Below are 23,345 nucleotides of genomic sequence, written 5' to 3' on the forward strand. Positions count from 1 at the left end.
TTGCCACACCTGCTGGAGCAGCGCGAGCATGCCCGGGTCGTGCCTGGCCAAGTCTTCCCGTGTGAAGGGATAGAAGTCGTTGCGTCCGAAGAGCGCCTCCGAGGTCTCCGCGAAGTACTCCCAATCGTCGTTCATGGCATAGGCACGCTCGAACGTGATGGGTACCTCGGGCCCACGCCAGCGCTCCACGCAGTCGTAGCTCTTGTTTTCCCTCGCACGCGCATAGGCCGCCTCGATGCCGGCGTGCTCGCCGAGCACATGGTCGTGATAGGCATGGCTGAGCTCGTGGAGCACGAATATGGGCATCCGCCGGGTTTCCTTCTCGAAGATGAGGACGTTCGTGAACTCGATGCTCTTCAGCATCGTCAGGCTGCGACCACTCCGGCGCAGCAAGACATCGCCCGCATGGTACCGAGCCGCCTCCGGCTCGTTGGGATAGGGCGGCGACAGCCACAGCGTCACCTTGCGGAGCTGAGCCACGGGGCCCGCGGGGACAATCCGGATGACCTCCTTGAGCTGCGCCGCCAGGAGCACCAGCGCCTTTTCCGTCAGGGGCTTGTTCGCCCCTGCCATCAGGCGGTCATCGATGCGAACCGTCCAGCCCTCGACGGTCTGGGTTTGATAGGTGGGGAAGGGGCTGGCCGCGGAGGCGACGCAAGCGAATGCCAGGGCTGCCGGGAGGAGCCATTTTGGAGAGGGCATGCCTCATCCTACTCTCCGTGTGGCTGGCGGCGCCTACCCTCCACGCTGGCGACTCCAGGAGCGGCTGCTCGACGAACGAAGAGACTCCGTCGCACCGAGGACGGAGTCAGGGGCGTGGAGCGCTCGGGCGGCACAGGACCAGCCCCACGTCATCCGGGAGCGCGCCGCTCGCGAGTCGAGGCAGCGCGGCCAGCGCGAGCACCGCGGCGTTCGCGTCGGAGAGGCTCACCTGCGCCTGGATGCGCCGGAGGTCGGCGTACTTGAACAAGCCGTCCGACGCGCCGAGGAGGACGCCACCTCGCCACGCGAGTTCGAAGGTGACGGGCCGCGCCTGCCCGCTGCCGAGCAGGGGCTTGCGGTGTTGATGCTCCGTCAGCGCGGTCGATTCGCCGCCCTGGAACAGCCACAGCTCCGAGTCCCCCACGCTGGCCCCCACCACGCGCCGTGGGGTGACACAGGCGACCACGGCGGTGGTTTCCCCTCCCTGTCCCGAGGCCATCCGCTCCGCGTCGCACCGCCCCAGCACCTCGCGCCAGGTCTCCGCGCGCTTCACGTCGGCCCCGGCCTCCACGGCGTCCTGGACGCCACGCAGCACGGCCTCCGTGGCCTCGGCGCCACGTCGTGAGTTCCCCGCCCCATCCGCCACCACGAGCACCGTCGCGTCCCCTCGTGTCAGGACACTCACACGGTCCGCCCCCGTCTTGCCCGCCGGTTCCACATGCCACGCCGTTTCGAAATCGCTCATGTGTCGCGTTCCTGGACGAGCTTCTCATGCCATCAACCGCGCAGTGGCGGGTACTTCGCGACACGTTTGCCTTCCAGAATCCACGTCGGGTGGTCAACTCAGCCGGGTCAACCGAGCCGGCACCTTCCCTGACGCAGGGGCGGTAGTCGAGGTGCACGCGTGTTCGAGGGTACGCTCGCGCGAATGAATGCACCCGGTTCCGAACAGGAAATCATACAGCTCTTGAAGAGCTCCGAGCCGGCGCAGGTACGGCAGGCGCTCGGCCTGCTTCCCGAGTTCCCCGTGCTGTCGCCGCTGCTTGAGCTGTTCGACTCCATCTGGCGGATGACCTACGCCAATGCCGAAGAGCCGGAGGTGACGAGGGTTGCGCGGAGTGGCTTGGAGTACCGAATCGCGCTGATGAATGAGCAGGAGGACCTGGTGCCCTCGCCCCTGGCGGCGATTGAGGCCGTGGAGCAGCTCGACCTGGGTGGATTCCCGAAGGCCTCTCTTTCTCCAGAACTGGCGCGCTACACCCATCTTCGGAGGCTCGACCTCTGGGAGAACGGCCTGGAGGAGTTGCCTGACGAGGTCTTTTCGCTGCGGAGCCTGGAAGTGCTTTATGTCTCGGACCCACTCCGCAGACTCTCACCGAAAATCGGCAACCTCACGAACCTCCGACAGTTGAGACTGGCTGGCAACGCCCTGGAAGCCTTGCCCGAAACCCTCACCCAGTTGAAACGACTGGAGTTGCTCGAACTGGACAGCAACTGCCTGGGACGGTCGCCCGATTTTCTGCTGGAGTTGACATCCCTGCGGGAGGTGCGCCTGAGCTGGGACGAATCGGAACCGTTCAACGAACGGATTCTGAAGGAGTGGGACAAACGAGGCGTGCGCTACCTGTTCTGAGTCAGCGAGGAGGCACGCCCTGTTGTCAGCCCACCTGGGCAGGTTTCGAGCTTCCATGAATTGACGCGGAGTCCCCGGGGCATGGTGGAATGAGGTCATGCCCTCCGTCAAACACAGCCGCTCCCACAGTGCATCCCGAGGCGAGGTGGCGAGGTGGCTCTTCGCGGTGGGGTTGCTGGTCGTCCTCGCGGCCTGTAGTGACTCCGGCCCGCCGGTGTCTCCGCCGTCCGAGGAGAAGGAGATCCCCCTCCCTCCGCCCCCCTCGGTGGATCCCGTCCCGGAGGCCGTCGCCTATCCGGAGTCCCTGCTCTGCCCGGAGCCCCCTGGCACCGATGCCCGGTGCGGCACGCCTTTCGTCCCAGCGAACGCGCTCACGGAGGAGGAGCTTGCGGCGCGCTATTCGGCGGGGCTCAACGCCTGGCGCTACGAGGGCACGCGAGGCGCGTGTGCTGGCTGCCACAGCCCGGACGCCATCGAGCTGGCGCGCGTGGGCTACACGGACGCGGACCTCCGCCGCCGAGCGGTGACACACGTCGACGAGGCCCGGGCCAGCGCCATCATCGAGCTGGTCCGAGTGGTGCGGCAGCGACACGGGATGACGCGCCTGCTCCATCCGGCGCGCTTCCGGCCGCTCCAGCCCGCCTATGAGCCCTTCGCCGCCCGGACGCCGGGCCTCCCCGTCCACGACTCCGCCGCGCAGAGCGAGCGCGACGAGGCCTTCATGGACCACCTCGTGGGTGACCGGAAGCTGCTGTGGGCCACCGGGCGCATCGACTCGCTGGCCAAGGCGCGGCAGGCCTATGACGAGCTGCACGCCATCGACCTGCGCCACCTGCGGCTGGGGCTTCCGTTCGACCATCTCGCCGAGGATGGCTTCCATGGAAACGAGCACCGCTCCGTCTTCGAGTGGTTCCCCGACCTGGCCTCGAGCCCTCGCGCCGCCGCGCGTGAGGAGTGGTATCAGCGGGTGGACGCCTACCTGAGCCAGCCCACGGACCAGAACCTCTGGGGCTACTACGACGCCGCGAAGGACCTGACGGAGTGCAATCCGGACCTGGGCGGCGCGCGCCTGGAGGACTACCCCCGCGCCTGCGAGTGGATGCGGTTGAAGTACCGCTCCCTCCAGGTGTTCCAGCACATGCTGCGGCACGGCACCCACCGCCACCCAGACTTCCTGGTGGATGTGGATTCGAGCGGCGGGACGCCCCGAATCCCCGACCACCTGGAGAAGGTCATCGCCCGCAATCCCATCTGGGAGACCGGAGACCACCTGCGCATCCAGCCGCTGGCCCGCCCCGCGCAGACGGCCTGCAACGCCACCAACCATCCCTGCACGTTGCTGCCGCCCATCATCGACCAGACCATCCACGACACGCCGTCCTACACCGAGGCTCGAATCAAGCAGAGCCAGGTCTTCCAGCAGACGTGGTTCGTGATGTCCTTCCTCAGGGACCCCGCGCTGCTCTACGAGGGAGACAGCTTCGCCACCTTCATCGGTGACTACCTGGAGTCGGTGCTGCTGCCCTTCTATGACGTCCACCACGCCTTCGTCTTCGCGAAGATGGCCGTGGAGAAGTCGTCCGCCCAGGGGTGGATGGAGGCGGAGGGCTTCCGGGCCGGGACGGGGAAGCTGGCCAGCGTGCGCACCTTCAGCTTCAAGCAATTGCGCGACAACTTCAGCCCGCCACCCTCGGGCAATCGCAGGCGTCCGGTCCATGACCGGATGTTCGCCAACTTCGCCCGGATGTTCATCTATCTCGTAGAGGAGGACCTGACGCGGACGGGTGAGATTTTCGACCGCACCGAGGTGCTCTACGCCGTCCGCTTCATGCGGACCTGGATCCTCAGATTGGAGGGCGCGGAGGACACGGACATCAACGCGCGGGTGAGGTCCATCGAGGCGCTGGCCGCGGCGGCCCGGGAGCTGCGCACCGAGGCCAATCGCCGGGAGAATCCCGGCACGGGCCTGCAACCCAACAACCGCTGGGGTGATTTCACCGCGCCCTATGGCGGGTGAGGCCACGCCTTCACGTGAAACGGCGCGCGTCGGAATTCAGAACAGGAAGTCCGTGGTCAGGAGGTCTGACTCGCGCCGGGTCAGGAGGGATTGGACCCGGGTGGTGTTGTCGGGTGTCGTCTTCGCGGCGACCGGCATGCGGATGGAGAACACGTGCAGCGCGTCGGCGACAGCCAAGGTGCCCTCTGCGGAGTCCTTGTGCCCATTGAAGGGAACGGTGTCGGGGCCGCGCTGGCACTGGCAGTTGAGGTTGATGCGGCCGACTTGGTGTGCCCAGAGGGGCGGCACGGCCTCTCCACCTGCTTGGCGCTCAGCCAGGGGCCCCGTCAGCCACCTTCTTCAGCCCCTCTCCACATCTCACCCCGGCGGTGCTGGAAATGAAGCGCATCGGCTGCCCCCTCACGCGACATCTACATTGACGCTCACCGGCGGCGGCCTCAGGCGAGGAGGAGGCACCATCTGCGGGGGCGGCAATCGTGGGCAGCTGAGAGAGTCGTCAGCGCCCTCCGAGGCTGGACTGGGCCAGGTTGCTCCGCAGAACGTTCGCAGTAGATGTCTTCTCGTGCCCAAGGTGCGGAGGCCAGCGAAGTGTGCTGGCGTACCTCGCCCAGCGTCATCCGCCGCATTCTTCGCGACCGTCACCTGCCCGAGCTGCCCACACACTCTAGGCACATTCCAGGAGACCATCGCAGCAGGCGCTGTGGGAGTGACGCACGGCTGAGGGATGCACTCTGGCGGAGCCCAATGCGACCGGTCGCCTGCGCAGAGGAGGGGGTGCCTGGAGCGCGCCTACTCGGGGCCCTCCAGCACCGTCCCATGCGTGTCGTGCGGCCCTCCTGGACGACCACCTACCCCGGCCCTCGCCCGTAACAGGGCTCCTATGCCGCCTATGGTCCACGGAGACGATGCACACCTCCCCGGGGAGGTGCATCGTGGGCACGATCTGCGTGACGAAGGCGGCATTGTCCGCCGTGCTCGCGGCGAGGCTGACGCCTAGCGAAATCATGGTTTAAATAGGATTTCGAGTCATGAGGGCTTCAAAGCCCAGGTGAGCGGCGCAACCAAGGGTTTGCTAAGGACTGTGTCCGTGGGTCACAGGAGGGAGGTCTCATGCGTACTGTCATCCTGAGCGATTTGCACCTGGGCAACGGGGGGCGCTACGACATCTTCGCGGGAGGAGAGGAATTGGCGGCCCTGCTGCAATCCCTGACCTCCACCCCGACGAGGGTCGTGCTCAACGGCGACACGTTCGACTTCCTCCTCGATGAGGAGCCCCTCCAGCTCGACGTGTCCCGGGCGGTACGCCAGGCCTCGGCGCTGGTGAGGCACCCGCAGACCTCAAGGGTAATGACCGCGTTGGGCAAGGTGCTCCTGAAGGGTGGCGAGGCCATCGTTACGGTGGGCAACCACGACCTGGAACTGGCGCTGCCCCAGGTGCAGCAGGTCCTCCGCGAGGCTCTCCAGCAGCCGGACGGGGGCTCGCGGAAGCTGACCTTCCAGGTGGGGACAGAGCCCTTGCTGCTCACCGTGGGCGGCGCTCGCGTCCTGGTCGTGCACGGCGAGCAGGATGACGACTTCAACCGGGTGGACCACGCCAAGCTACTCGCCCGCACCTGCGACCCGAGCACACCCTTTCGTTATCCCCCGGGTTCATTGCTGGTGAAGGAGCTACTCAACCCGCTCAAAGCCCAGGAGCGGATGCGCTATATGGATCTGCTCAAGCCCGATGTCGAAGGGGCCGTCCTCACCGCCCTGGGCGCCAATCCTGCGGCGGTGAAGACCGTGCTGAAGCCGGCCGCCCTCAAGATTGTTGTGGGCCTGCTCAGGAACCGCGGACTGCGCGCGGCCTATTCGAACGACGGGGAACTGGCCGACGAATGGGCTGGCCTGGGAGCCCGCCTGGAGGAAGCCGAGCTGACGCCCCCCGAGACCCAGGCGCTCGCCGAGGCCCTGGAGGCGACCGGGCCCGCGTCCTTCGATGGAGACGACGTGCTTGAGGACGCGCGGCGGAAGCTCATGCGCGCGGGGTTGACATGCTACGCGCGACTCCATCGCAGGATGGTGGGGTATCAGGGCGTGGCCTACTTCGACCTGGAGCCCGACTCCGGTGAGGTGGAGCGCGCCGGACGGTTGGCGCGGCGACATGGAGGCGCCCAGGCGGTGGTGATGGGGCATACGCACTCCGCGCGCTGGAAGGCCGAGCCCGGGTTCGTCTTCGCCAACACCGGGACCTGGATCTGGCTACTGCGGACGCCCGCACCAGACGCGAGTGCTGCCGACTGGCGGGATTTCCTGCTGGAACTCCAGGACAACCCCTCGTTGGAGCCCACGAGGCTGCGGCATGCCCACCCGCAGGGGCGCTTCACCTATGTTTCCGTGGAGCCACTCGAAGCAAGTGGGGCGACGATGCGTCTCGTTCAATGGGAGCAGGGAGCCGCCCTTCCTCCGCTCCAGGAGGCAACCTTGCTCGTTCCAGGCTCGGCGGGGAACCCGTGACCCGAAGGAATCGAGTCCCATTTCGATTGCTGCTCGCGGGGCCCGAGAAGGGATCCGAGATCCATCTTGAGCTGAACGAACGGGAGCTAGCGCTGCTGCCCGGGGTCGAGTCACGCCGCAAGAATCTGGGCGGAATGCTGGGTGACCCCGGAGGGGACCAGAACCTGCTGTCGGCGCAGCGCTGGGGGCTGGTGCTTCCCCAGGGGCAGGACATGGCGCCCATCCTCCAGGAGTTGGAGCCGCTCCTGAATCTGCGGGCGCGACAGCAGGGCGCGAACGTAAGGTGCTATGTCGTGCCCGTGGGACTGGACGGTGTGCAGGCCCACGACTGGTGTGAGCGGAACTACGGGCACGACGGCACTGCCGAATACGAACGTCCCCGCTATCTCTTGATGCTGGGCGGGTTCGAGGGGTTGTCGCTCGCGTTGCAGCAAGCTCTCTCCACGCGCGCGTATGTGGGGCGACTGGCCTTCGAACAGGTGGAGGACTACGGCCACTACGCGCGCAAGGTCTGCCAGTGGGCTCAGCGCGAGGGGGCGGCTGAGGCCGAGGTGCTCCTCTTCTCGGCGAAGGATGGAACGTCCGAGACCCGGCTCGGTCACCTGGAACTCGTGGAACCCTGTCACCAACACCTGCGCCAGGCGGTGGACGCTAGGCGACTCTCCCTGGCGGAGCTGCGCGGGCCGGATACTCTGGGGTATGGGCCCGAGGACTTCCTCGATGCGACCCACACGACCCGCCCTGCGGTGCTCCTCTCCATGAGCCATGGCCTGGGCGCGTCCGCAGGCGGATGGGAATCCGCGCAAGCGCAGCAGGCGCTCCAGGGCGCAATGCGCTTCTCCGCCCGGCGTCGGATCTGCGGCGAGGACGTCCAGGACCGTTCCTTCCTCCCAGGAGGCTTCTGGCTCTACTTCGCCTGCTTCGGAGCGGGGATGCCCGCCGTGAGCCCGTACCTTTCCTGGTTGGAGCAGCTGCGGAGCATGGACACCGAAAAGGACATGGTGGACCGAGTACTGCGAAACCTGAACGGGCCCGCGCCGCGCCCCTTCATGGCGGCGCTACCGCAGAAGGCGCTCGCCAACCCGAAGGGCCCCCTGGGCGTCATCGCGCACGTCGACCTAGCATGGGACTCTAGCTTCCGGGCCGCGTCGCCCTCGAACGCTGGTAGCCCCTCCAGGGCTTCGCGCTTCTCCACGCCGCTCATGGACCTTGCCAGGGGACGCCGCGTAGGCATCGCGGCACGACAATTAACCTCCGAGTGCGCCAACATCGAGCCAGTTCTGGTCGACCTGCACGAAGCGAGGGACCAAGGCCGCGACGTGGACCACATGGAGATGGCGGACCTCACTCTCATGCGCCAGGACCTGCGCGCATTCATCCTGCTGGGGGATCCTGCGGCGCGACTGCCCCTAGAGCCGGACGTCTGAGGGGCCTTCGGCCGGTGAAACGCGGGAGCCTTCACGCTGGAATGGGCGCGGGGGCTTCCTTCTGGAGCACGGGCTCCATGGGCGCCTGCGCGAAGCGCAGTCCCGGCAACACGAAGGGGATGTAAACCAGTCCCAGCGGACTGCCCTCCTGCAGCAGGGCACGGCGCGCGTCCCGGACCGCGCGCCCGATGGTCGCCCCGGCAAAGAGTCGTTGGAGACAGTGCTCGGCGAAAGGGCGCGCAGTCGCCTCAAGGATGGTGATCTCCGTGCCAAGCACGCCCGAGGCCTGGGCATTCTCGATAAAGCCCGAGACCAGGTTCAGCGCGACCTCAGGCTCTAGCGCCGTGGTGTGACAGCCATTGATGAAGACGAGTGGACGCGATTGCTTCCACTCGATGGAATAGGCCACCAGGTTATCCCGGCTGATGCCGGGGCCGCTGCTGGGGCCTACCTGGATGTAGGGGAACCGATCCCGGGGGTCGATTCCCCCGTGGCAGTAGAAATAGACGAGGTGAGGCTGGGTGGCGCGGAGCAGATCCAGCACGTCGTCGCGCGTGTCGCGGAGGACCCAGTCGGCCTGGATGGTGTCGCACAACTTGCGGACATGGGCTTGGCGTAGGATGAGCCGCGCGTCCGTGGAGAGCCCCACCGCGACATGCCTGGGGGAGGCGTAGGGAATGGCCGTCGGAGGCTCACGCACGCTGGGAGTGGAGAGCGTCAGCCCCAACTCGTGGCGGAAGCCCCAGAAGCCACTGGGGCAGATGGTTTGGGTGGGCTTGCGCTGGCTTGCGTGACGGCAGCTGGAGATGAAGCAGTCGGTCTGCTCCAGCGGGCGTTGCACCTCCAAGGCGGAGAGGAAGTCCGGGCAGAGCGTGAACCGTTCCTGGGCATGGGCTGTGTCGATGTTGTAGTCGTAGACAAGCGCCAGCGGGAAGACGGCCTGGGGTGACTCCTTAAGCGCCAGTTGCAGGCTGTGGGGGTGCAGGAACGACCTCCGGAACTCCTCACGCTTGTCACTGGAGAGCCGGCCCACCAGCACTGAGAAGAAACGCCAGCCAGTCTTCGCGAGCTCGACGAGGTCTCTGCGTAGGCGCTCAGGGTCCAAGCCGTCGCCATAGCGACACGGGGCCTGACCATTCCAGGGACGGGGGTGACCCCAGGTGGCTTCGGCGAGCCGGTCGCGTCCCTGCTCTACCAGCCCCTTGAGCTCCGCAGTGTCGAAGGTGAGGGGCTCCTTGATGTCGTCACCAAAGATGAAGAGGTGGCTTGTGTCCTCGGTGCCGTTAAGGATGAGCGTCAGCTCCGGAGACGGCAGCTGCTCCAGGAGTGCGGGCTCCAAGGTGCGCGAATACACGAAGTCCTGGGTGGCGCGCAGGGCGATCTGCTGCACGGGGCTTCCCTCCCCGACCTCCGCGTGGATCAGCCAGGACTGGAGCAGGGTGTTCTGGTGGAGGATGTTGCAACGCAGCCGGTGCAGGCCTCGCTGCGAGGGCGTCCTCACGGGGAAGAAGAGCCGGGAGGGCGCCGAACCCTCCAGGGCAGGCGATGAGGATTGCTCGACGACCGCCTGTCCGCTGGAGTTCAGGCGCAGCCGTCCCACATCGTGGCCCGCTTCCGCCTCCAGTTCATCCTCGAAGCCGAAGAGCACCACAGTGATGACCGCGCCTTGGGGAATAGGCTCCGTGGCCAGCGGCAGCCGCGCGGCGGTGATTGAGTGATTCAGGGGACGGCCCACCTCGAACCAAAAGAGGTAGTCCGTCGCGGGATGTAACGGCACGTCTCGCGGCAACTCCTGATCTGGCGACTGGCGCTCACTGAAGCCGAGGTTGATCACCGGCTCGGGAGGCGTGTCCTGGTCGGGAGGTGCGTCGTCCAGAAGGTGCATCATCTGGCGCATCAGCGCAGCCCGCTCCTGTGGGGAGAGGGGCTTCAACTCCTCCAGGATCTTGGTATCGGTTTGGGGCGGGGAGCGCGTGCTCTGGATGCCAGGGTCGCGCGGGTTCGACCCTTGGAGAGAGATCTCCGGGAACAGATCCGCTGACACCATAGACCGGAGGGCGAAGCGAGGAACCATCGAGGTGAGTAACTCGAAGGTGCGCCCACGATCCTCGGGCGACTGCATCTCGCTCAAAGCGTTGACAGATCGGGCGCGCAGCATATCCCGTTCTCCCCGCGACCGTGCCATGCGGGACAACGTGCCCAACGTGAGTGCCCGCTCCCTTGCATCCGGAGAGTCGCTCATGGCCGCGACTACACGGGCTCGCTGCGCTGGCTTCAGGCTGCGCGACAGCTGGGCGAGTCCTTCCCAGCGCTCCTGGTCAGGCCACTCGCGGGAGCGTTCGAACAGCAACAGCCACCAGGACGATTGATCCCAGGTGGGTGTTCGCTTCAGGAGCGAAACGAGCACCTTCAGCGGTGGTAGTGCGGCCTCTCTAGTGACCAACCGCCAAGTCGCCCGAAAGTGGTCGTCCGACAGGTAGGGAGGGAGAGCTTCGAGGATCTGCTCACGGTCCTGCTGGGTGGTCTCAGTCAGCCGCACAAAGGCCTGTTCGAGCAGCGAATCGCGTCGCTGTCGCGGAAGGCTCCAGGCGAGCGCCATCTGGATGGGGATCCAGAGCCGGTCGTCCTTTGCCGTGCTGAGGGTGACCTCCAGGGACTGCTCCGCCTGTGACGCAGGCAGGGTGGAGGCCAGCCAAGCCAATGCCGAGGCCCGCTCGCCCGGAGGCGGGGTATCGCTCGACGTCGGTTCACTTAGCTCTTGGAGTGCCCATACGAAGTCCTCGAACCCGGAAGGCGTGTCCTGGCGCATCGTCCGGGCCCAGGCGGTGACAGCCCTGTTTCGGGAAGGCGAGGGTGGAAGAGAGGCAAGCAGGGGACGAACTCTTGGACGAAGGGGCTCCGACAGCCCCCTGACCAGCTCCGCCAGCTCCAACTTCGCTAGAGAGGCCCTCACGTCGGTGGGGGTCTGCTCCGCGACGATGAAGGCCTGATCCAGGAAAGGGGGCTGGTGCCGCTTTGGAAGTTCCCGTGCGATCCCCATCAGGAAGTCCACACGGCGCGCGAACTCCTGACGACCGTGGATGCGCCCGAAGGAGTCGTCCCATTGAACAGGCGCCAGCAAGGGATGCAGCTTGCGGAGCGTGTCCCGCCGCGACTTCGCAAGCCCGGGTGGCTCACTCCGCTTGAGGACCACGTCCACGAGCGGAAGCAGGACGCCGCCAGGCACCCAGGACGTCAGCTCACGGGTAGCCCGGAGTTGGAATGCCCGGTCCTGAAGCCGCCTGACGAACTGGACGACGCCGCGTTGCTCCTCTGCCGCCATGCTGGGCAGTAGCTGGAGCATGAACCGGAAGCGTTCGCGCTCGGCGTAGGAACCCGAGGCCTTGTACTGACGCAAGGTCTCGACCATGGGGTGGGTGCTGAGGCTCGTCATGGGGAATCCACGCGACTGGAGACGGTAGCAGAGGATTCACCCCCGATCTGCTCAAGTCCCCGTCATATGAGCGTGTTCTTCTTCTGCTCCTTCGCGGGGAGGCCGTCCACACTGGAGCCGGAGGCCACGGCGTCCGGGACGGGCGCGCTGGCTCCATCCAATCTTCGCGCCGTCGCTCACCGTCACATCTGGGCTCCCACGCCGATGTAGGCGTTGCGGCCCACGCGCGGGATGCTCCGAGCGAGGACGTTGAGGACATGCGGAGGGCAGCAGGAGCGACGAAGCAGCGGCATGCCCCTGCTGAGGGGCCGCGTGCCGGCGGCACAAGAAAGCCCTCGGTGACTCCCCCCGCTGAGCCAGCACTTCGCGAGAGCCGGCCCGGTCGGGACCTGCGCCTCGTGGCTGCCCGCTCCCCATCTGCGGCTGGCGTACTCCTTGCCGTCCAGGTGAGCGCTCCCGAGCCAGAGCCCTCAGACGAGAAGACCACCTCACAGGAAGAAACGCCGCCTGAGGCCTGCCCGCCTTCTTGGACCTCCGAACCGCCGTGAACTTGGGCCCCTTGTATATCCAATACTGGAAGGCGACGAGTGAGGCGTCGTGCCTGGCCGCGAACTCCCTCTGCTTCAGCCCACTCGCCTCGAACTCTTCCACCAACTGCTTCCACTCATTCGGATTGGGTCGTCGCATGCCGGAGTGAACCGGGTAGTAATGCGCAGGCCGAGGGCCAAATCACGAAGCTCAAGCTCATCAAGCGTCAGATGTATGGCCGTGCCAATTTCGACCTACCGCGTCGTCGTGGGCTGCGATACAAGGGTCATCCCTCCATCAACGGCGATGGCTCAACTATTTCCAGCGCCGCCAGCAGAGACTCAGTGCCGAATGGCGTGTCTCTCCGCAAGGAATCCAGGAGCGCCGTGCGTGCCACACGTTGCGTCAGGTCCGAGTACGAGAACAGCACTGGCCGCTCACTCCGGCTCACAAGCAACTCCACGTCCTGGGCTTTGTAGTGACTTCCCTCGAGCATCCGTTCAAAAAGGTGCCGGCGCTCGACAGGGCCTGGACGCGTGAACTCCAGCGTCAACGTTGCACGCCGCAGAAGCGCAGGGTCCATCGCCCGCGCACGATTGGTAATCATCAGCACCGCCATTCGGGTCTTTTCGCGAACAAGAAGATCGATTTGCTTGATGAGAACGTTGAGCCCTGCTCTGTCCTCATGATGGGCCTGACGCTCCGAGCGACTCAGACCGAGATCATCCGCCTCATCAATGATGAGCAATCCCGCGCCCTTCCCCACCTTGGCCCGGGCTTGGGTGAATGCGTCCGTCACTCTGGCTGATAGCTCTCCCACCATTCCAGTGCCTCGGATATTGGAAGGCGTTTCAAGAACCAGCACCTTCTCCTTGAGCTCATGCGCCAGCGGCGTTCCGATCGTCGTCGCCAGCGCTGTCTTCCCGCAGCCAACTTCCCCTGCCAACAGCACGAGCGGAGAGGCGGAGCGAAACGTCTCCACGAGAAGCAATCCTTTGGGATGATGACGGTGGACCCAGGTCTCCAGCCGATTGTGGGCCATTACGAGGACCAGCCCATCAATCAGTCTCTGCTTGTGTGCATCGAGACCAACCAACGCATCGAAATGCTGCTTCGCCATGCGGTCGGGATGTGTTGCCTCTAGGAGTTGCAACTCCGCCATCACCATTCTCCTATCCGGCTGCGAATGAGTCCGTAGCCATCCTTCGAATACGCACGATCTCGAACAGCATCCCCGCCCACACTGGCCCCTGGACCCCAGCCTCGCCTTCGCATTTCCTCACGCACGTGGCCCTGAACGGCATCCCGGTAATCGACATAGATGCTGCACGTCGTGCCTGCGGGCTGCATGTGGAGCTTTTGCCCACCTGATGGGGAGGACCCCAGAAGCGAGCCGTCATCGCTCACCTCATACCTGAATGCTCCCTCGGTTCCATTGGGACGAGTGAACTGAAGCTCAAATGCAGAAATAGCCTGTTGTGTCAGTAAGTAGGTCAAGTCGCCGTACCACTTCTGTGCCCTCTCCTGCGAAACAAAACCTCTCAGCACGCATCCAACAAAGTCATCCAAGACAAGATTCATGACTTCCCGAACTCGAGCCTCCGTGAAGGTTCCTGTCCCAGTGCGGGTGGAGGTCATTCCTCCGCCTCGCAATGATGGAGGAAGGGGTTTCCGAAGAGTTCGACCAGGGATTCCAGGCTTGCCACGTCATCCCCTCGGAGATCTGCGGCAATGACGCGATGGAGCGTGTCGCAAGCCTCCTCCAACCAGTCTCCCAATTCGTCGACCTCCGCCGTGCCCCATTGGGAGATGACGTTGTTTCCGGGATTGACGGGGTCCAGCGCCTCCCACACCACCATCTGGTCTGCGGCGGGGATGGAGACAAAGTCCTTGAAAGCGATTCGTTCTCGCTTCTGGACGGTAGCGGCGAGCAGGCTGAACCACTGCGCCAGGGTCTCCGCGTATGTCTCCTTGACCTGGACACGGTCATACGCGTGAGCACACATCAGGTCGAGGACGATGGAGGGAACGTCCTCAATAATGCGGGCATTCATCTGTCGAAACTCCCGCCACCACTTGACGAGCCGCACACACTCGTTGAACTTGACCCGGCCCTTCAGCAAGTTGCTCTCGCCGGTGCGTCGGGTGACGAACTCGATGTGCTTCTGAACGGAAGTCCGTCGCTGCTCTCCGTTCGCCCGCAGGAGGAGCTGCGACTCGTCGTTGCCGGGCACAGCAAGCATGGGAACAAGGTCGTAGCGGAGCTTCGTCCCCACGAAGTCGAGTTGAATGGAACTCCGCGTCTTTTTCCGCCGGGTCAAAGGATAGGTGGATTCAGCGTAGCGGTAGAACCGGTTGAGCAACTCGTCTATCCGCTTGCCGTCCTCGTCCTGAGGGGAGACCACGAATGGCAGGTCTACGTCCTGGCCCTCAACTTCGGAGTCGCCCTGGAGGTGCCGTCTCAGTCCGGTCTTCTTTTCGAACGATCCGGCGTTCGGCATCGAGCACACAGTCAGGCCATCCGTGTCTGCCTGCCCCCGGATGCGTAAGCGGATCTCAGCAGCTTGCGCGCGGATGGTATCCATCTTGGCGTCGTCCGTGCGGATCCAGTCGACGAAGGCACTCATCCGCCCGTGAAGCACACTTCGGGTGCTCAACTGAGTCATGGGGCATCTCCTATGAATGAGGGGTCTTGAAGATGTGGATGAAGGGCTTCTTGTTATGGACAGCATCATCCAGACCAAGCCGCCACTCATAGCCAGGCTTCGGTGCAGCCTTGGCGTTGAAGTTATAGACGTAGCAGCGCGGAAACACCGTTGCGGAGAGCACCTGCCCGAGAAGGAATGCAATGCTGACAGGAATAGCGGCGAAGACGTGAATGGATTCGATGCCGCCGAGTTCCGCCATGCACTGGTTGAGTTTTGACCGTAGCGTCTGCCTGTAGGCCTGCGCCTGCTCCTCACGCTGCACGATTCCGAAAGAGGGGCTGGCCACTTTGAAGTGGAGATCCGCCCGGACGTCACGAGCCGGAAGCACCGTCTCGCAGTCCGCGGCTTTGACCTCCGAGGAGATGGACACGCGAAGCTGGAGGGCACTTCCCGTGCCCTGAACGGGTCCTTCCATCTCCAGGGGGGCATAGGAGCCACCCGGCGTTTCGTCCCAGGTGAAACGCTTTTTCTCTCGGTCATACTCAATGACGTGGACGTGCTGCGTGGCTCGGGCGAGGTAGCCCGCGAGCACCGCAAACGGGACCAGCGGGAAGCCGTAGTAGAGTAACTCGACGCCGGGCCTGGAGAAGGTGCGCAGGAGTTCGCTCCCGGGCTTGGTCAGACGTCTCACCTGTTCGCTCAAGTTCGAGCGTCGGTTCTTTCCAAGAGCCTGCGTTTGATCGACGGAGACCTCTTCCAAGCGCCGGTTTTCGAGCAGCCTTGGCGCGTCAATGTGGCCCGGAGTTTTACGGACCTGGGAAAGTGCCTGGTGGCAGACGAGAACAAGATCTGAGCGAGGAACGGAATCGCTCGGGAGCTCCGGCGGAGCGAAAGGACGAAGCCCGGCCTCATCCTCCTCACGCCCGTAAAACTGAAGTGCTGCCCAATCCCTGGCTCCGGGCTCAAGCATCAGCTTGCGTCGAGCGGAGGAAAGGGCCTTCCGTAGGTTGCCGCTGCCGAAGAGCAGCTCCGCATAGAGCTGCTTCACCAGTGTGACGGAGCCCTTGCACGAGAAGGGAAGACGCGAAGCAATGACCGCGGGAACGCCTACGCGGTGGAACACCCGCGCGACACTCCCGAGGATGTGGGCTGGGATGCCCGCGTCCCCGCTCTGACACGCGCAGAGCGTTACGAGACGCAGTGAGGTCACGCGTCCAGGCAGCAGTCTTCGCAGGTCTGTGGGGTCGAGCCGGTCTGGCTCTTCGTAGGGGTCCTCCGGGCTGAGAAGGAGTCCGTACGCGTTCTCACGCGTCAGCCCCCCATGGCAGAGCAGGTGCAGCACCGTTACGGGACGTTCGGTATCAGCCAGTGCGTTTGCTAGCGTTCCTCGGTTCGCGCTCCGGAGCACATCTCGGAGGGGATCGAACTCAAGCCCCCCCTTCTGGCAGGCATCCTGGATCGCTTCGAGGTGCTCCTGGAAAGGAACGCCTCCTCCAGCGGCGGAGCAGGCAAAAAGGAGCCTCCCGTTCAGTGGAGGAGTTCCTGACAGAGGCTTTGGCAACCATTCGCAACGAACCAAGCAGTCAGGAAGCTCCGCAAGCTGATTTCCGGAAGCACTGAGCTTCAGCAACTCCCAAGGCAGATAGTAGAGTTCCGGAGCATCCGTACGTATCGTGAGGTCGATTGGCCGACCTTCCCGCTGTGCTTCTTCGATGGCAGCCTCATAGCGAGGCCACCTAGTCTGTTCCAGGAACTCAAACAGGCGATCACCAAACAACTCAAGCACTTCAGACGAAGGGTGGGACTTCTCTAGTTCGTCAAGAGCCTTGATAATCTTTGGGTCATCCCAAGGGAACGAGGCAAGGCTACGCTCACCGCGCGTATGCCGAACTTCATACTCCAAGCGATTTCTTGAGAACGCCTTGACCGTGCGCTTGAATTCAAGACTGACGCTGAGCGGTTTCTTATCCATATCAAGGAAGGAGAACGAAAGTGGGTCAGTGCTTGAAAGAAGATGCATTGCGAGGTGCTGGTTAGGGTCTGCTCAGAAATTACCTGTCCGCTTTTCGCGCCCGGAGGCCGATTTTCCGAGGGCGGGAACGCCTCTCATGGCTAGGTAAATTGCGAGCGGGCCCTTACCTCACTGCGAGGCCAGGCAGGCGCACCGCCGGATCTCCCAGCAACACGTAGTTGGCCAGATCCTGGCATAGCAACCACAGGCCAGCCTTTACCTTCGGGTCGACGGAAGAATCGCGTCCCGCAGCGCGCTCCCGCTCGTCCTGCTTGAAGAGCGCCGTCAACTCAACGAGGGACTCGCTGAAGAACCGAAGCAATGTATGAAGGGCATTACCCACGCGCCGTCCCTGAATCAGCGTCCGAAGGACGCCGAGAAAGCGCGAGTGAGCGAGGTTGCCCTCGTCACTGAACGTAGAGGTCCATGCGAGGTCCACATGGCCAATGACGGCCAACGGGCCAGAGGGATTGGTCAACACAGCCTGGGGTAACGCCGCCGTGAAAGGTTGGGTTCCTGCTCGTGGCAACCCTTCGGCCAGGATGCGCGCAGCATCCATGTCGACATCTCGAAGCTGTTGGAGCCAGGGCTCGTAGCTACTCCGCCCCGGAGTCCCCGCGCCGTAGCAGGCGAGATAGAACCAAATGCCACCCGGAAGGAATGGGCGTGAGACCAGATCCGCTCCCGTAAGCAGGCTCTTGTCGGGGAGCACGAAGGCCCCCTGAAGTTCTCGCTGCTGCTCGGGAGACTTCCAGCCTGAGCCCAATCCATGGCTCAAGGAGAGCATCACGCGCGGCACAGGTTCGGCCACACAGTTCAGCCATTGTACGGTGGAAGCCCCTTTCTCGTCGATAATCTCAAGGAGTTCTGCATCCGGAAAGTCCTTCGGCTGCCGATCCCGAAGGGCCTCGAAGCTCGGCCCCATCAAGACATCATGTGCGATGCCTGTTGCCCGTGTGCCATCCCGTGCGGTGTAGAGGAGCACACGGGGGCGCACCGGGCGCTGGGCATCGGAAGCCTCCCACTTCAACACCTTGGCGCAGTAAGCCTCGTACCCCTCCCCTGTAGGGAAGGCGAGCCGCCCCACAAAGGCGTCTGTCGATAGCACCTGCTGCAGATCGAGCGAGAGCCCATCCATGTCGCCGAGTAGCAGCAGGTACCGAGGACGGTCCGACTCATCCACCGCCTCCTTCCTGAACTCGCGCCGCTTCCAGCGCGCCGCAGTGGCGGCATCCATTCCCACCGGTGCACGGTAAGAATGGACCGAAGCCCCCTGCTGCCTCTCGCGCCACCGCACCAGTGGAGAGATGTGCACCAACAGCCTGTCCCCTTCGGGCCCCAGAGGTGCCACCACCCCCCAGCGCTGCTTCGGAAGGAAGTCGGAGTCACCGCCGGCATCCCAAAGCGATTCCGGAAGCTCCCGAAGTTTGGGGAAAGGAAGATCTGGAAACTTCTCCAGAGTCAGCCCTCGTGGAAGTAAGGGCTGGTGGTCATCAGCACGAGCGAGAAGCAGTTCGAGCGACACGGTGTACCCCTTGGGTTCAAGAAGCAGATGCTCCGCCGAGGGCCAGCGCGACGCCAGGCGCTGGACTTCCTGGGCAGCAGTCGTGAGTGCGCGGACGGCTACGGCTTCGGGAATGTGGGGTGGAGCTCCACTCGGGCCTGGTCCTTCACCATCCTGGTGACGAACACAGCGAGATGCTCTCGCACGGAGCCTCGAAGATTGAAGAGCACCTGACTCGAGGAGGCCAACGCCCCCACCGCAAGGAACTCGGCGGGCTCGTACGCCGGCATAAGGAGGACACGCCGTGAGGAGGCCTCACTTTTGGGCCAGGACGGTCCGGCGAACGAGTCCGCAGTAGGAGTCGTCGGGTCAGGAACCAATCCTCGAACGAGCGGCCCAGGTGGCTCCTCGGACTCCTGGCCCTCAATCGGGGGACCGGAGGTGTAGCGCCTGAGGATGCTCGCCGGAACCGGGGCCTGGACGTAGAGTTCGACCCCCGCATCGCTCTGATTCATGCGCGTGATGAAGTCAGCCAGATCTTCCTTGACCCTGCCTCGTGCCACGAAATGCACTCGCTTTGAAGGCTCAAGGACCCCAAAGGCCAGGAATTCAGAGGGCGGAGTGATGGGCATCAGGAAGGCGCAGCGCCCCGATGCACTGAGTCCGGCCCAGAAGTCGATATCGCTGTTGAACTCAAGGTGATGGAGGGTGAGCTGCGGCTTGCTCAAGACGGGCTCCTTGTGGCGGGTGAGCATTCTGGATGCACCTGCCTTTAAAGATGCCCTTCGGTTTGATTGTTCCCTCGCTCCCGAAGTCCGTGGCTCATTCGAACAGCAGTACGCTCGCAAGCCACTCCTGTTTTGCATCCTTCCCCAGCCACTGGGCGCGGACGTCGCGCAGCGCGACTGCGGGCGGAACTCCCATGCGCATGCGGTCCCGCACCTGGTTGAAGAAGACATTTGCCTCATGGCCGGGGATCCGCGCGGTCGCTGCTAGCACTCCGCGCGCCCCTGCATGAATGAATGCTGCCGGCAAACTAAGAGGCTCGTGCAGCGCATACGATGTGTGCGCGGCATGACATGAAGACAGGACGACGAACGGGGCCCCTCTTAGGCGAGTTTCACGCACCTGAGGAACCGTCAGCTCACGTGCGCCCCGCTCAGGCGACAAAAGAAGATACGACGCGTCCGCACGCTCGTAGATGAAGCCGTGCGTCACGAGGTCTATCTCCGTCGCATCCCGCATCGCGGAGCGCACCCTAGAAGGTGTCGCGTCTGCGCCCGAACGCATGATGTGCTGCTCATCAGGACCGAACGAAGGAACCCAGTGAGGCAGGGGCAGCACGTCCGCACCAGGGGGAACTTCCACGTCCGAGACGATAAGGTGGACGGAAGGCCCCGTCCGAGGGACGCGCGGCGTTGAGGTACGCGTGAGGTAACTCCAGGCCATTGACAGCGGAAGTAGCCCTGCTCGGCCATGAAGCGGAGGCCTAGCGAAGACCTCAACGCGTTCACAAGGCCGGAGTGCCGCCAGGAGTTCCTCTGGCACGAGCCCATCCAATCGCTCTGGGAGAGGCTCTCGCCGTGTTTCGTCATGCGAACTAAGTAGTTTCCCGTCCTCACCCCGAACGATGAGGAGCGTCCTTTCTGAGTCCGCGGTGGCCACAAGGAGGCACCGGCCTGGCAGTTGCAGGCCACGCTCCTGCGAGAAAAGTTCCAGGGCCTCCTTGAAGCTGCCGCGTCGGCCTGTCTCGAAAATGAGAGAGGTGAAGCTATAGGCTCGCGCTCGGCTTGCAGCGAGGTCTTCCTCCAATCCCGGGGCAGCAGCTTCCTGAATGGAGCGCCACAGCAACTCGCGTCCCCTCGCCAGGTCCCGTTCAATGAAGAACCGCCCAAGCGTATGCGTGCCCACGGCGCGTTCGCCCGGACTCCTCCTCACTGAGGGATTCGTCAGAGCCTTCAATAGGTGGGCATCATCGCCAGGGGCCCCCTTCACCCGCGCGATCTCCGAGAGCGTGAAGGCACCGCTGGGAGAGAGTGGGAGCCCTGAAGCAAGCGCCGCATCAATCTCCTGCCGGGCCTCATCCACCCGAAGGCCTTGGAAGGCGATGGACGCGAGGTTCTCATGGACACGCCTCACGGCGTCCGGCCTCCGCTCATTCCGCTCCAGGAATTCTTCAAGGTATGCCCGAGAGAGGGAAGTATCCTTCACAAGCCGTGCGATCTGCCCCAGATTCCACAGCAGATCCTGTTCCAGTTGCCATTCGTTAGTCGCGCGCGCTTCGCGCCAAGCCTTCTCGGCATGTTGGCGCGCGTCCTGGAATTCATGGAGCTTGATGAGAAGCGTGGACACCTCACTCTCGATAGAGAGACAGCGATATTCCAAGCCGGGTCTCTCGCAGAGCGGAAGCACCTCGCGCAACGTACCCACCGCATGTGCAAGGCGCCCTGCCCTCTTGTCCATCGCCGCACGCTCCTGGGCCGCTAGGAGTTGGAACCAGGGGTCCTTCATAGCGTTGGCCTTCGCTTGGAAGAGCTCCAAGTGACCAGCGACGGTATCGGTGCGTAGGAGCGCCCCCAAGAGGAGATCATCCTCTTGCGAGGAGAGGATTTGCATCATCCAGTGCTCCTTCTTCAAGGCCGAGGGACGCTCGAGCACCAGGGCCGCATAGCCCCGCGCCAGCGGCCCCCGCTGCGTGAAGTCCGCAGCAGCAACACGCTGGACGTACGCCTCAAGCACATGGGACAGGGTGCGCTCGTCTAACTTCCGGGCCAGCGGGAGCAAGGTCAGCACAGCCTCGGACGTGGGTGCGGCCCGCACCGCGTCATAGAAAAAGAGCCGAGCGATGGGTGTATCGCTGAAATCCTCGGGGAGAGTGACATCCGCGTTCGCGATCAGCGCGGTTCCCGCCTTGAAGACGGCTGTCCATCGATTGCGGTGCGTGAAGACGTCACGCTGAAGTCCCTCGGCTCGCTGCGTGGCCTCATCCGCCCAACCTGGCTCCTTCAAGGACGCCACCTGCGTAAAGGTCCTGGCTGCGGCAAGTGGGAGGCGGAGATCACGCAGTGCGAGCCCGCGGTTCCACAGAGCCTCCGCGTGTCGAGGAGCAGCCGCGAGCGCTGCATCCGCGCGCTGAAGTGCGTCCTCCGGCTTACCCAGTCGCAGCAGAGCCATCGCCCGCCGGCTCTCGGTGTCGGGGGTCTGGGGGAATTCGCGTAGTAGGGTTAGGGCCAGTTCCGCCCCGTTGCGGTCGCCCTGCATGAGAGCGCTTGCGACGGGGTCCTTTCCATCCGTCAGCACGGACACACCCATCGACTCAGGGGCCAGCTGTCCAGCCTCCGTAGCCCCCGCCATTGCAGGCACCAGGGGCTTGTAGGTCTCTGCCCCTGAACCGCTCAGGCGCGCTTCCGTCGCGCGGTAACGGACCTCACTCGCCGGGACGTACCGTCCGGAGAGGAAATGGCGAACCATGCCAAGTCCTAACAACAAAGTGGCAAAGCATGCTGCAGCCAGCATCAAGGTGCGCCGCTGAATCCAGGAGACCGTGGAGAGATGTCTCCGGGCAGAGTTCCGAGTCCTTCCATTCACGGTGTGGCGTTGTTCCAAGAATTGCAGCTGAAGAAGTGCCTCCACCTCTGTCTGGCAACGCGTACAGTCCGCAAGGTGGATACGGAAGTCCTGGGCTTGCGTGGGCGAGAGTTCCCCATCCACAAACGCCTCCACGTTGTTGCATGGAGTAGCCATCAGGGAACACCCGGTGTGAGGAAGGTTTGGAGATACTCGCGCAGCTTCGTGCGCGCATCGTGTAGACGCTTCTTGACGGTGCCGACGGGGATTCCGAGAAGGGTCGCGATCTCCTCGTACTTCCTCCCTGCTGCACGCAGGTCATGGGTCTCTCGTATCTTCGGACTCAGCGAATCAAGCGCCTCGGAGAACTGCTCGGAGGTGATGGCCTCATACGCAGGAGGAGGCTCGACATCCAGAGCCTCGGCACTCAGGGCAGGATCTCGCGCCCCGTTCATTCGAGTTCGCAACCTCCGGCACTGTCCGAAGAACAAGTTGGCGAGAGTCCTGACCAGCCAAGCTTCGCCACTTGGCGCGGAGGGCAGGTTCTCCTTCCTACCGAACTCCTGAATGAACCGAAGGATGACCTCCTGAACCAGATCCTCGGCGTCGGTTTCGTCACCGCACAAGTTCATCGCCTGGGCCATCAGGCGGGCCTGGCGTTGCATGGCAAACGCCCCTGCCTGCTGTTGTTTCTCCTGACGCATGGCCCCCTGTGACTCCGAACGCCCCACTTGCCCGGGCTCCTGGAGCGTGTTTCGCCATGGGCGATCCGAACAGTTGGGGGAGTTCTTCGCAACCAGCCTGATGGCGGTGGGTAGGTGCATGGGAGCCGAAGGTCAAGAAGGCAGCGCGATTCGCAGCCCACCTAGGACGCCATGCCCAAAATTTGTTCCCTAAGAACTTTCACGCCGAGTCACCCGAGAGGGACCTACAGACAGGCGGCGCAGAAGAACAAGAGCCGCTCACCGGGAATGCCCGTTTCCAGGCGGCAACGGTACTGCCGGGCGTCCGCGCTGAGATTCGGAGCTCGCGGTCCACGAGCCCTGGGTGTGCCCCCTCTCTCACGGATTCCGCTGATTCCGCTCCCCAGCCGCGACTACCGGGCGAGCCGCAGAAAAAACGAAGGGCGCGGACCCGAGGATTTCTCCAAGGATTCCGCGCCCTTTTAATGGTCGGGGAGACAGGATTTGAACCTGCGACCCCTTGGTCCCGAACCAAGTGCTCTACCAGGCTGAGCCACTCCCCGATACGTCCGTCCGCCGGTGGTCTTCCTCGGGACCGGCGAAAAGTGCGGGCGGTAATACCCGTGCCCCTTGGCTGAGTCAACGTCCTCGGATCACCTTTTCGTTCCCCGCCCCCTCGCCTGCCCCCTCCACGAG

Annotated in this window: 16 protein-coding genes, 1 tRNA gene and 1 pseudogene; 4 read left to right on the forward strand and 14 right to left on the reverse strand. The window is 64.1% G+C overall.

All coding sequences use genetic code 11. The features are described from left to right. Positions 1-702 (reverse strand): hypothetical protein (locus HR086_RS26725; RefSeq protein ID WP_217441965.1); only part of this gene is annotated, 702 nt, incomplete at its 3' end. A gap of 106 nt (positions 703-808) precedes the next feature. Beyond that, positions 809-1,447 carry a protein phosphatase 2C domain-containing protein gene (locus tag HR086_RS26730; protein WP_174467038.1) on the reverse strand — a complete coding sequence of 213 codons (639 nt, stop codon included), beginning with the start codon at positions 1,445-1,447 and terminating at the stop codon, positions 809-811. A 159-nt stretch (positions 1,448-1,606) separates the two neighbouring features. Between HR086_RS26730 and HR086_RS26735 the strand changes: the two genes are divergently transcribed. Then, complete coding sequence (locus HR086_RS26735; RefSeq protein WP_174467039.1) at positions 1,607-2,335, forward strand: leucine-rich repeat domain-containing protein; 729 nt, start codon at positions 1,607-1,609, stop codon at positions 2,333-2,335. A 97-nt stretch (positions 2,336-2,432) separates the two neighbouring features. Further along, positions 2,433-4,352 (forward strand): hypothetical protein, encoded by a 1,920-nt coding sequence (locus HR086_RS26740; protein ID WP_174467040.1) that lies wholly within the window; start codon positions 2,433-2,435, stop codon positions 4,350-4,352. Between the two features lie 36 nt (positions 4,353-4,388). Here the strand turns inward: HR086_RS26740 and HR086_RS26745 are convergent, their stop codons facing one another. Further along, the gene (locus tag HR086_RS26745; RefSeq protein WP_254624016.1) at positions 4,389-4,640 is read right to left on the reverse strand and encodes a hypothetical protein; all 252 of its coding nucleotides are present in this window, start codon (positions 4,638-4,640) and stop codon (positions 4,389-4,391) included. 822 nt (positions 4,641-5,462) lie between these two features. On the opposite strand from HR086_RS26745, the gene HR086_RS26750 reads away from it, so the two are divergent. Beyond that, positions 5,463-6,848, forward strand: a complete 1,386-nt coding sequence (locus HR086_RS26750) for a metallophosphoesterase (protein WP_174467041.1) — start codon at positions 5,463-5,465, stop codon at positions 6,846-6,848. A 134-nt stretch (positions 6,849-6,982) separates the two neighbouring features. Next, a complete protein-coding gene (locus HR086_RS26755; RefSeq protein ID WP_174467042.1) occupies positions 6,983-8,275 on the forward strand; it encodes a hypothetical protein in 1,293 nt (430 codons plus the stop codon). A gap of 31 nt (positions 8,276-8,306) precedes the next feature. Here HR086_RS26755 and HR086_RS26760 read toward each other — a convergent pair whose 3' ends face one another. From HR086_RS26760 to HR086_RS26815, 11 genes and pseudogenes are all read right to left on the reverse strand, one after another. Then, on the reverse strand, positions 8,307-11,708 hold the full coding sequence (locus tag HR086_RS26760) for a hypothetical protein (RefSeq protein ID WP_174467043.1): 3,402 nt from the start codon (positions 11,706-11,708) through the stop codon (positions 8,307-8,309). Positions 11,709-12,522: 814 nt separating this feature from the next. Then, positions 12,523-13,398 carry an ATP-binding protein gene (locus tag HR086_RS26770; RefSeq protein ID WP_174467044.1) on the reverse strand — a complete coding sequence of 292 codons (876 nt, stop codon included), beginning with the start codon at positions 13,396-13,398 and terminating at the stop codon, positions 12,523-12,525. Continuing rightward, the gene (locus tag HR086_RS49780) at positions 13,398-13,874 is read right to left on the reverse strand and encodes a hypothetical protein (RefSeq protein ID WP_174467045.1); all 477 of its coding nucleotides are present in this window, start codon (positions 13,872-13,874) and stop codon (positions 13,398-13,400) included. Before HR086_RS49780 ends, HR086_RS26770 begins: the two co-directional genes overlap by 1 nt. Continuing rightward, positions 13,871-14,902, reverse strand: coding sequence for a CBASS oligonucleotide cyclase (locus HR086_RS26780; protein WP_174467046.1), 1,032 nt, complete (start codon positions 14,900-14,902; stop codon positions 13,871-13,873). Before HR086_RS26780 ends, HR086_RS49780 begins: the two co-directional genes overlap by 4 nt. A 10-nt stretch (positions 14,903-14,912) precedes the next feature. After that, a complete protein-coding gene (locus HR086_RS26785) occupies positions 14,913-16,904 on the reverse strand; it encodes an SAVED domain-containing protein (RefSeq protein WP_174467047.1) in 1,992 nt (663 codons plus the stop codon). 115 nt (positions 16,905-17,019) lie between these two features. Then, positions 17,020-18,420 (reverse strand): hypothetical protein, encoded by a 1,401-nt coding sequence (locus HR086_RS26790; protein WP_174467048.1) that lies wholly within the window; start codon positions 18,418-18,420, stop codon positions 17,020-17,022. A gap of 98 nt (positions 18,421-18,518) precedes the next feature. Then, the gene (locus HR086_RS26795; protein ID WP_174467049.1) at positions 18,519-19,127 is read right to left on the reverse strand and encodes a hypothetical protein; all 609 of its coding nucleotides are present in this window, start codon (positions 19,125-19,127) and stop codon (positions 18,519-18,521) included. 94 nt (positions 19,128-19,221) lie between these two features. Beyond that, on the reverse strand, positions 19,222-21,870 hold the full coding sequence (locus HR086_RS26800; RefSeq protein WP_174467037.1) for a CHAT domain-containing protein: 2,649 nt from the start codon (positions 21,868-21,870) through the stop codon (positions 19,222-19,224). A gap of 180 nt (positions 21,871-22,050) precedes the next feature. Next, positions 22,051-22,143: pseudogene (locus tag HR086_RS49785) on the reverse strand (zf-HC2 domain-containing protein); the annotation flags it as partial. Beyond that, positions 22,143-22,670: an RNA polymerase sigma factor gene (locus HR086_RS26810; protein ID WP_174467050.1), complete on the reverse strand. Its 528-nt coding sequence runs from the start codon at positions 22,668-22,670 to the stop codon at positions 22,143-22,145. The pseudogene HR086_RS49785 and the gene HR086_RS26810, both read right to left, overlap by 1 nt. Positions 22,671-23,135: 465 nt before the next feature. Next, a tRNA-Pro gene (locus HR086_RS26815) sits at positions 23,136-23,212 on the reverse strand. Positions 23,213-23,345: the final 133 nt, after the last annotated feature.

Source organism: Myxococcus sp. CA039A, from assembly GCF_013336645.1.
In the GTDB taxonomy this organism is placed as follows: Bacteria; Myxococcota; Myxococcia; order Myxococcales; family Myxococcaceae; genus Myxococcus; species Myxococcus llanfairpwllgwyngyllgogerychwyrndrobwllllantysiliogogogochensis.

Excerpts from the sequence above, each read along its gene's own strand:
- HR086_RS26740 (WP_174467040.1), top strand. The coding sequence starts at position 2,433 with ATGCCCTCCGTCAAACACAGCCGCTCCCACAGTGCATCCCGAGGCGAG.
- HR086_RS26770 (WP_174467044.1), bottom strand. The coding sequence starts at position 13,398 with ATGGCGGAGTTGCAACTCCTAGAGGCAACACATCCCGACCGCATGGCG.
- HR086_RS49780 (WP_174467045.1), bottom strand. The coding sequence starts at position 13,874 with ATGACCTCCACCCGCACTGGGACAGGAACCTTCACGGAGGCTCGAGTT.
- HR086_RS26785 (WP_174467047.1), bottom strand. The coding sequence starts at position 16,904 with ATGCATCTTCTTTCAAGCACTGACCCACTTTCGTTCTCCTTCCTTGAT.
- HR086_RS26730 (WP_174467038.1), bottom strand. The coding sequence starts at position 1,447 with ATGAGCGATTTCGAAACGGCGTGGCATGTGGAACCGGCGGGCAAGACG.
- HR086_RS26760 (WP_174467043.1), bottom strand. The coding sequence starts at position 11,708 with ATGACGAGCCTCAGCACCCACCCCATGGTCGAGACCTTGCGTCAGTAC.
- HR086_RS26750 (WP_174467041.1), top strand. The coding sequence starts at position 5,463 with ATGCGTACTGTCATCCTGAGCGATTTGCACCTGGGCAACGGGGGGCGC.
- HR086_RS26780 (WP_174467046.1), bottom strand. The coding sequence starts at position 14,902 with ATGACTCAGTTGAGCACCCGAAGTGTGCTTCACGGGCGGATGAGTGCC.
- HR086_RS26800 (WP_174467037.1), bottom strand. The coding sequence starts at position 21,870 with ATGGTTCGCCATTTCCTCTCCGGACGGTACGTCCCGGCGAGTGAGGTC.
- HR086_RS26810 (WP_174467050.1), bottom strand. The coding sequence starts at position 22,670 with ATGCGTCAGGAGAAACAACAGCAGGCAGGGGCGTTTGCCATGCAACGC.
- HR086_RS26755 (WP_174467042.1), top strand. The coding sequence starts at position 6,983 with ATGCTGGGTGACCCCGGAGGGGACCAGAACCTGCTGTCGGCGCAGCGC.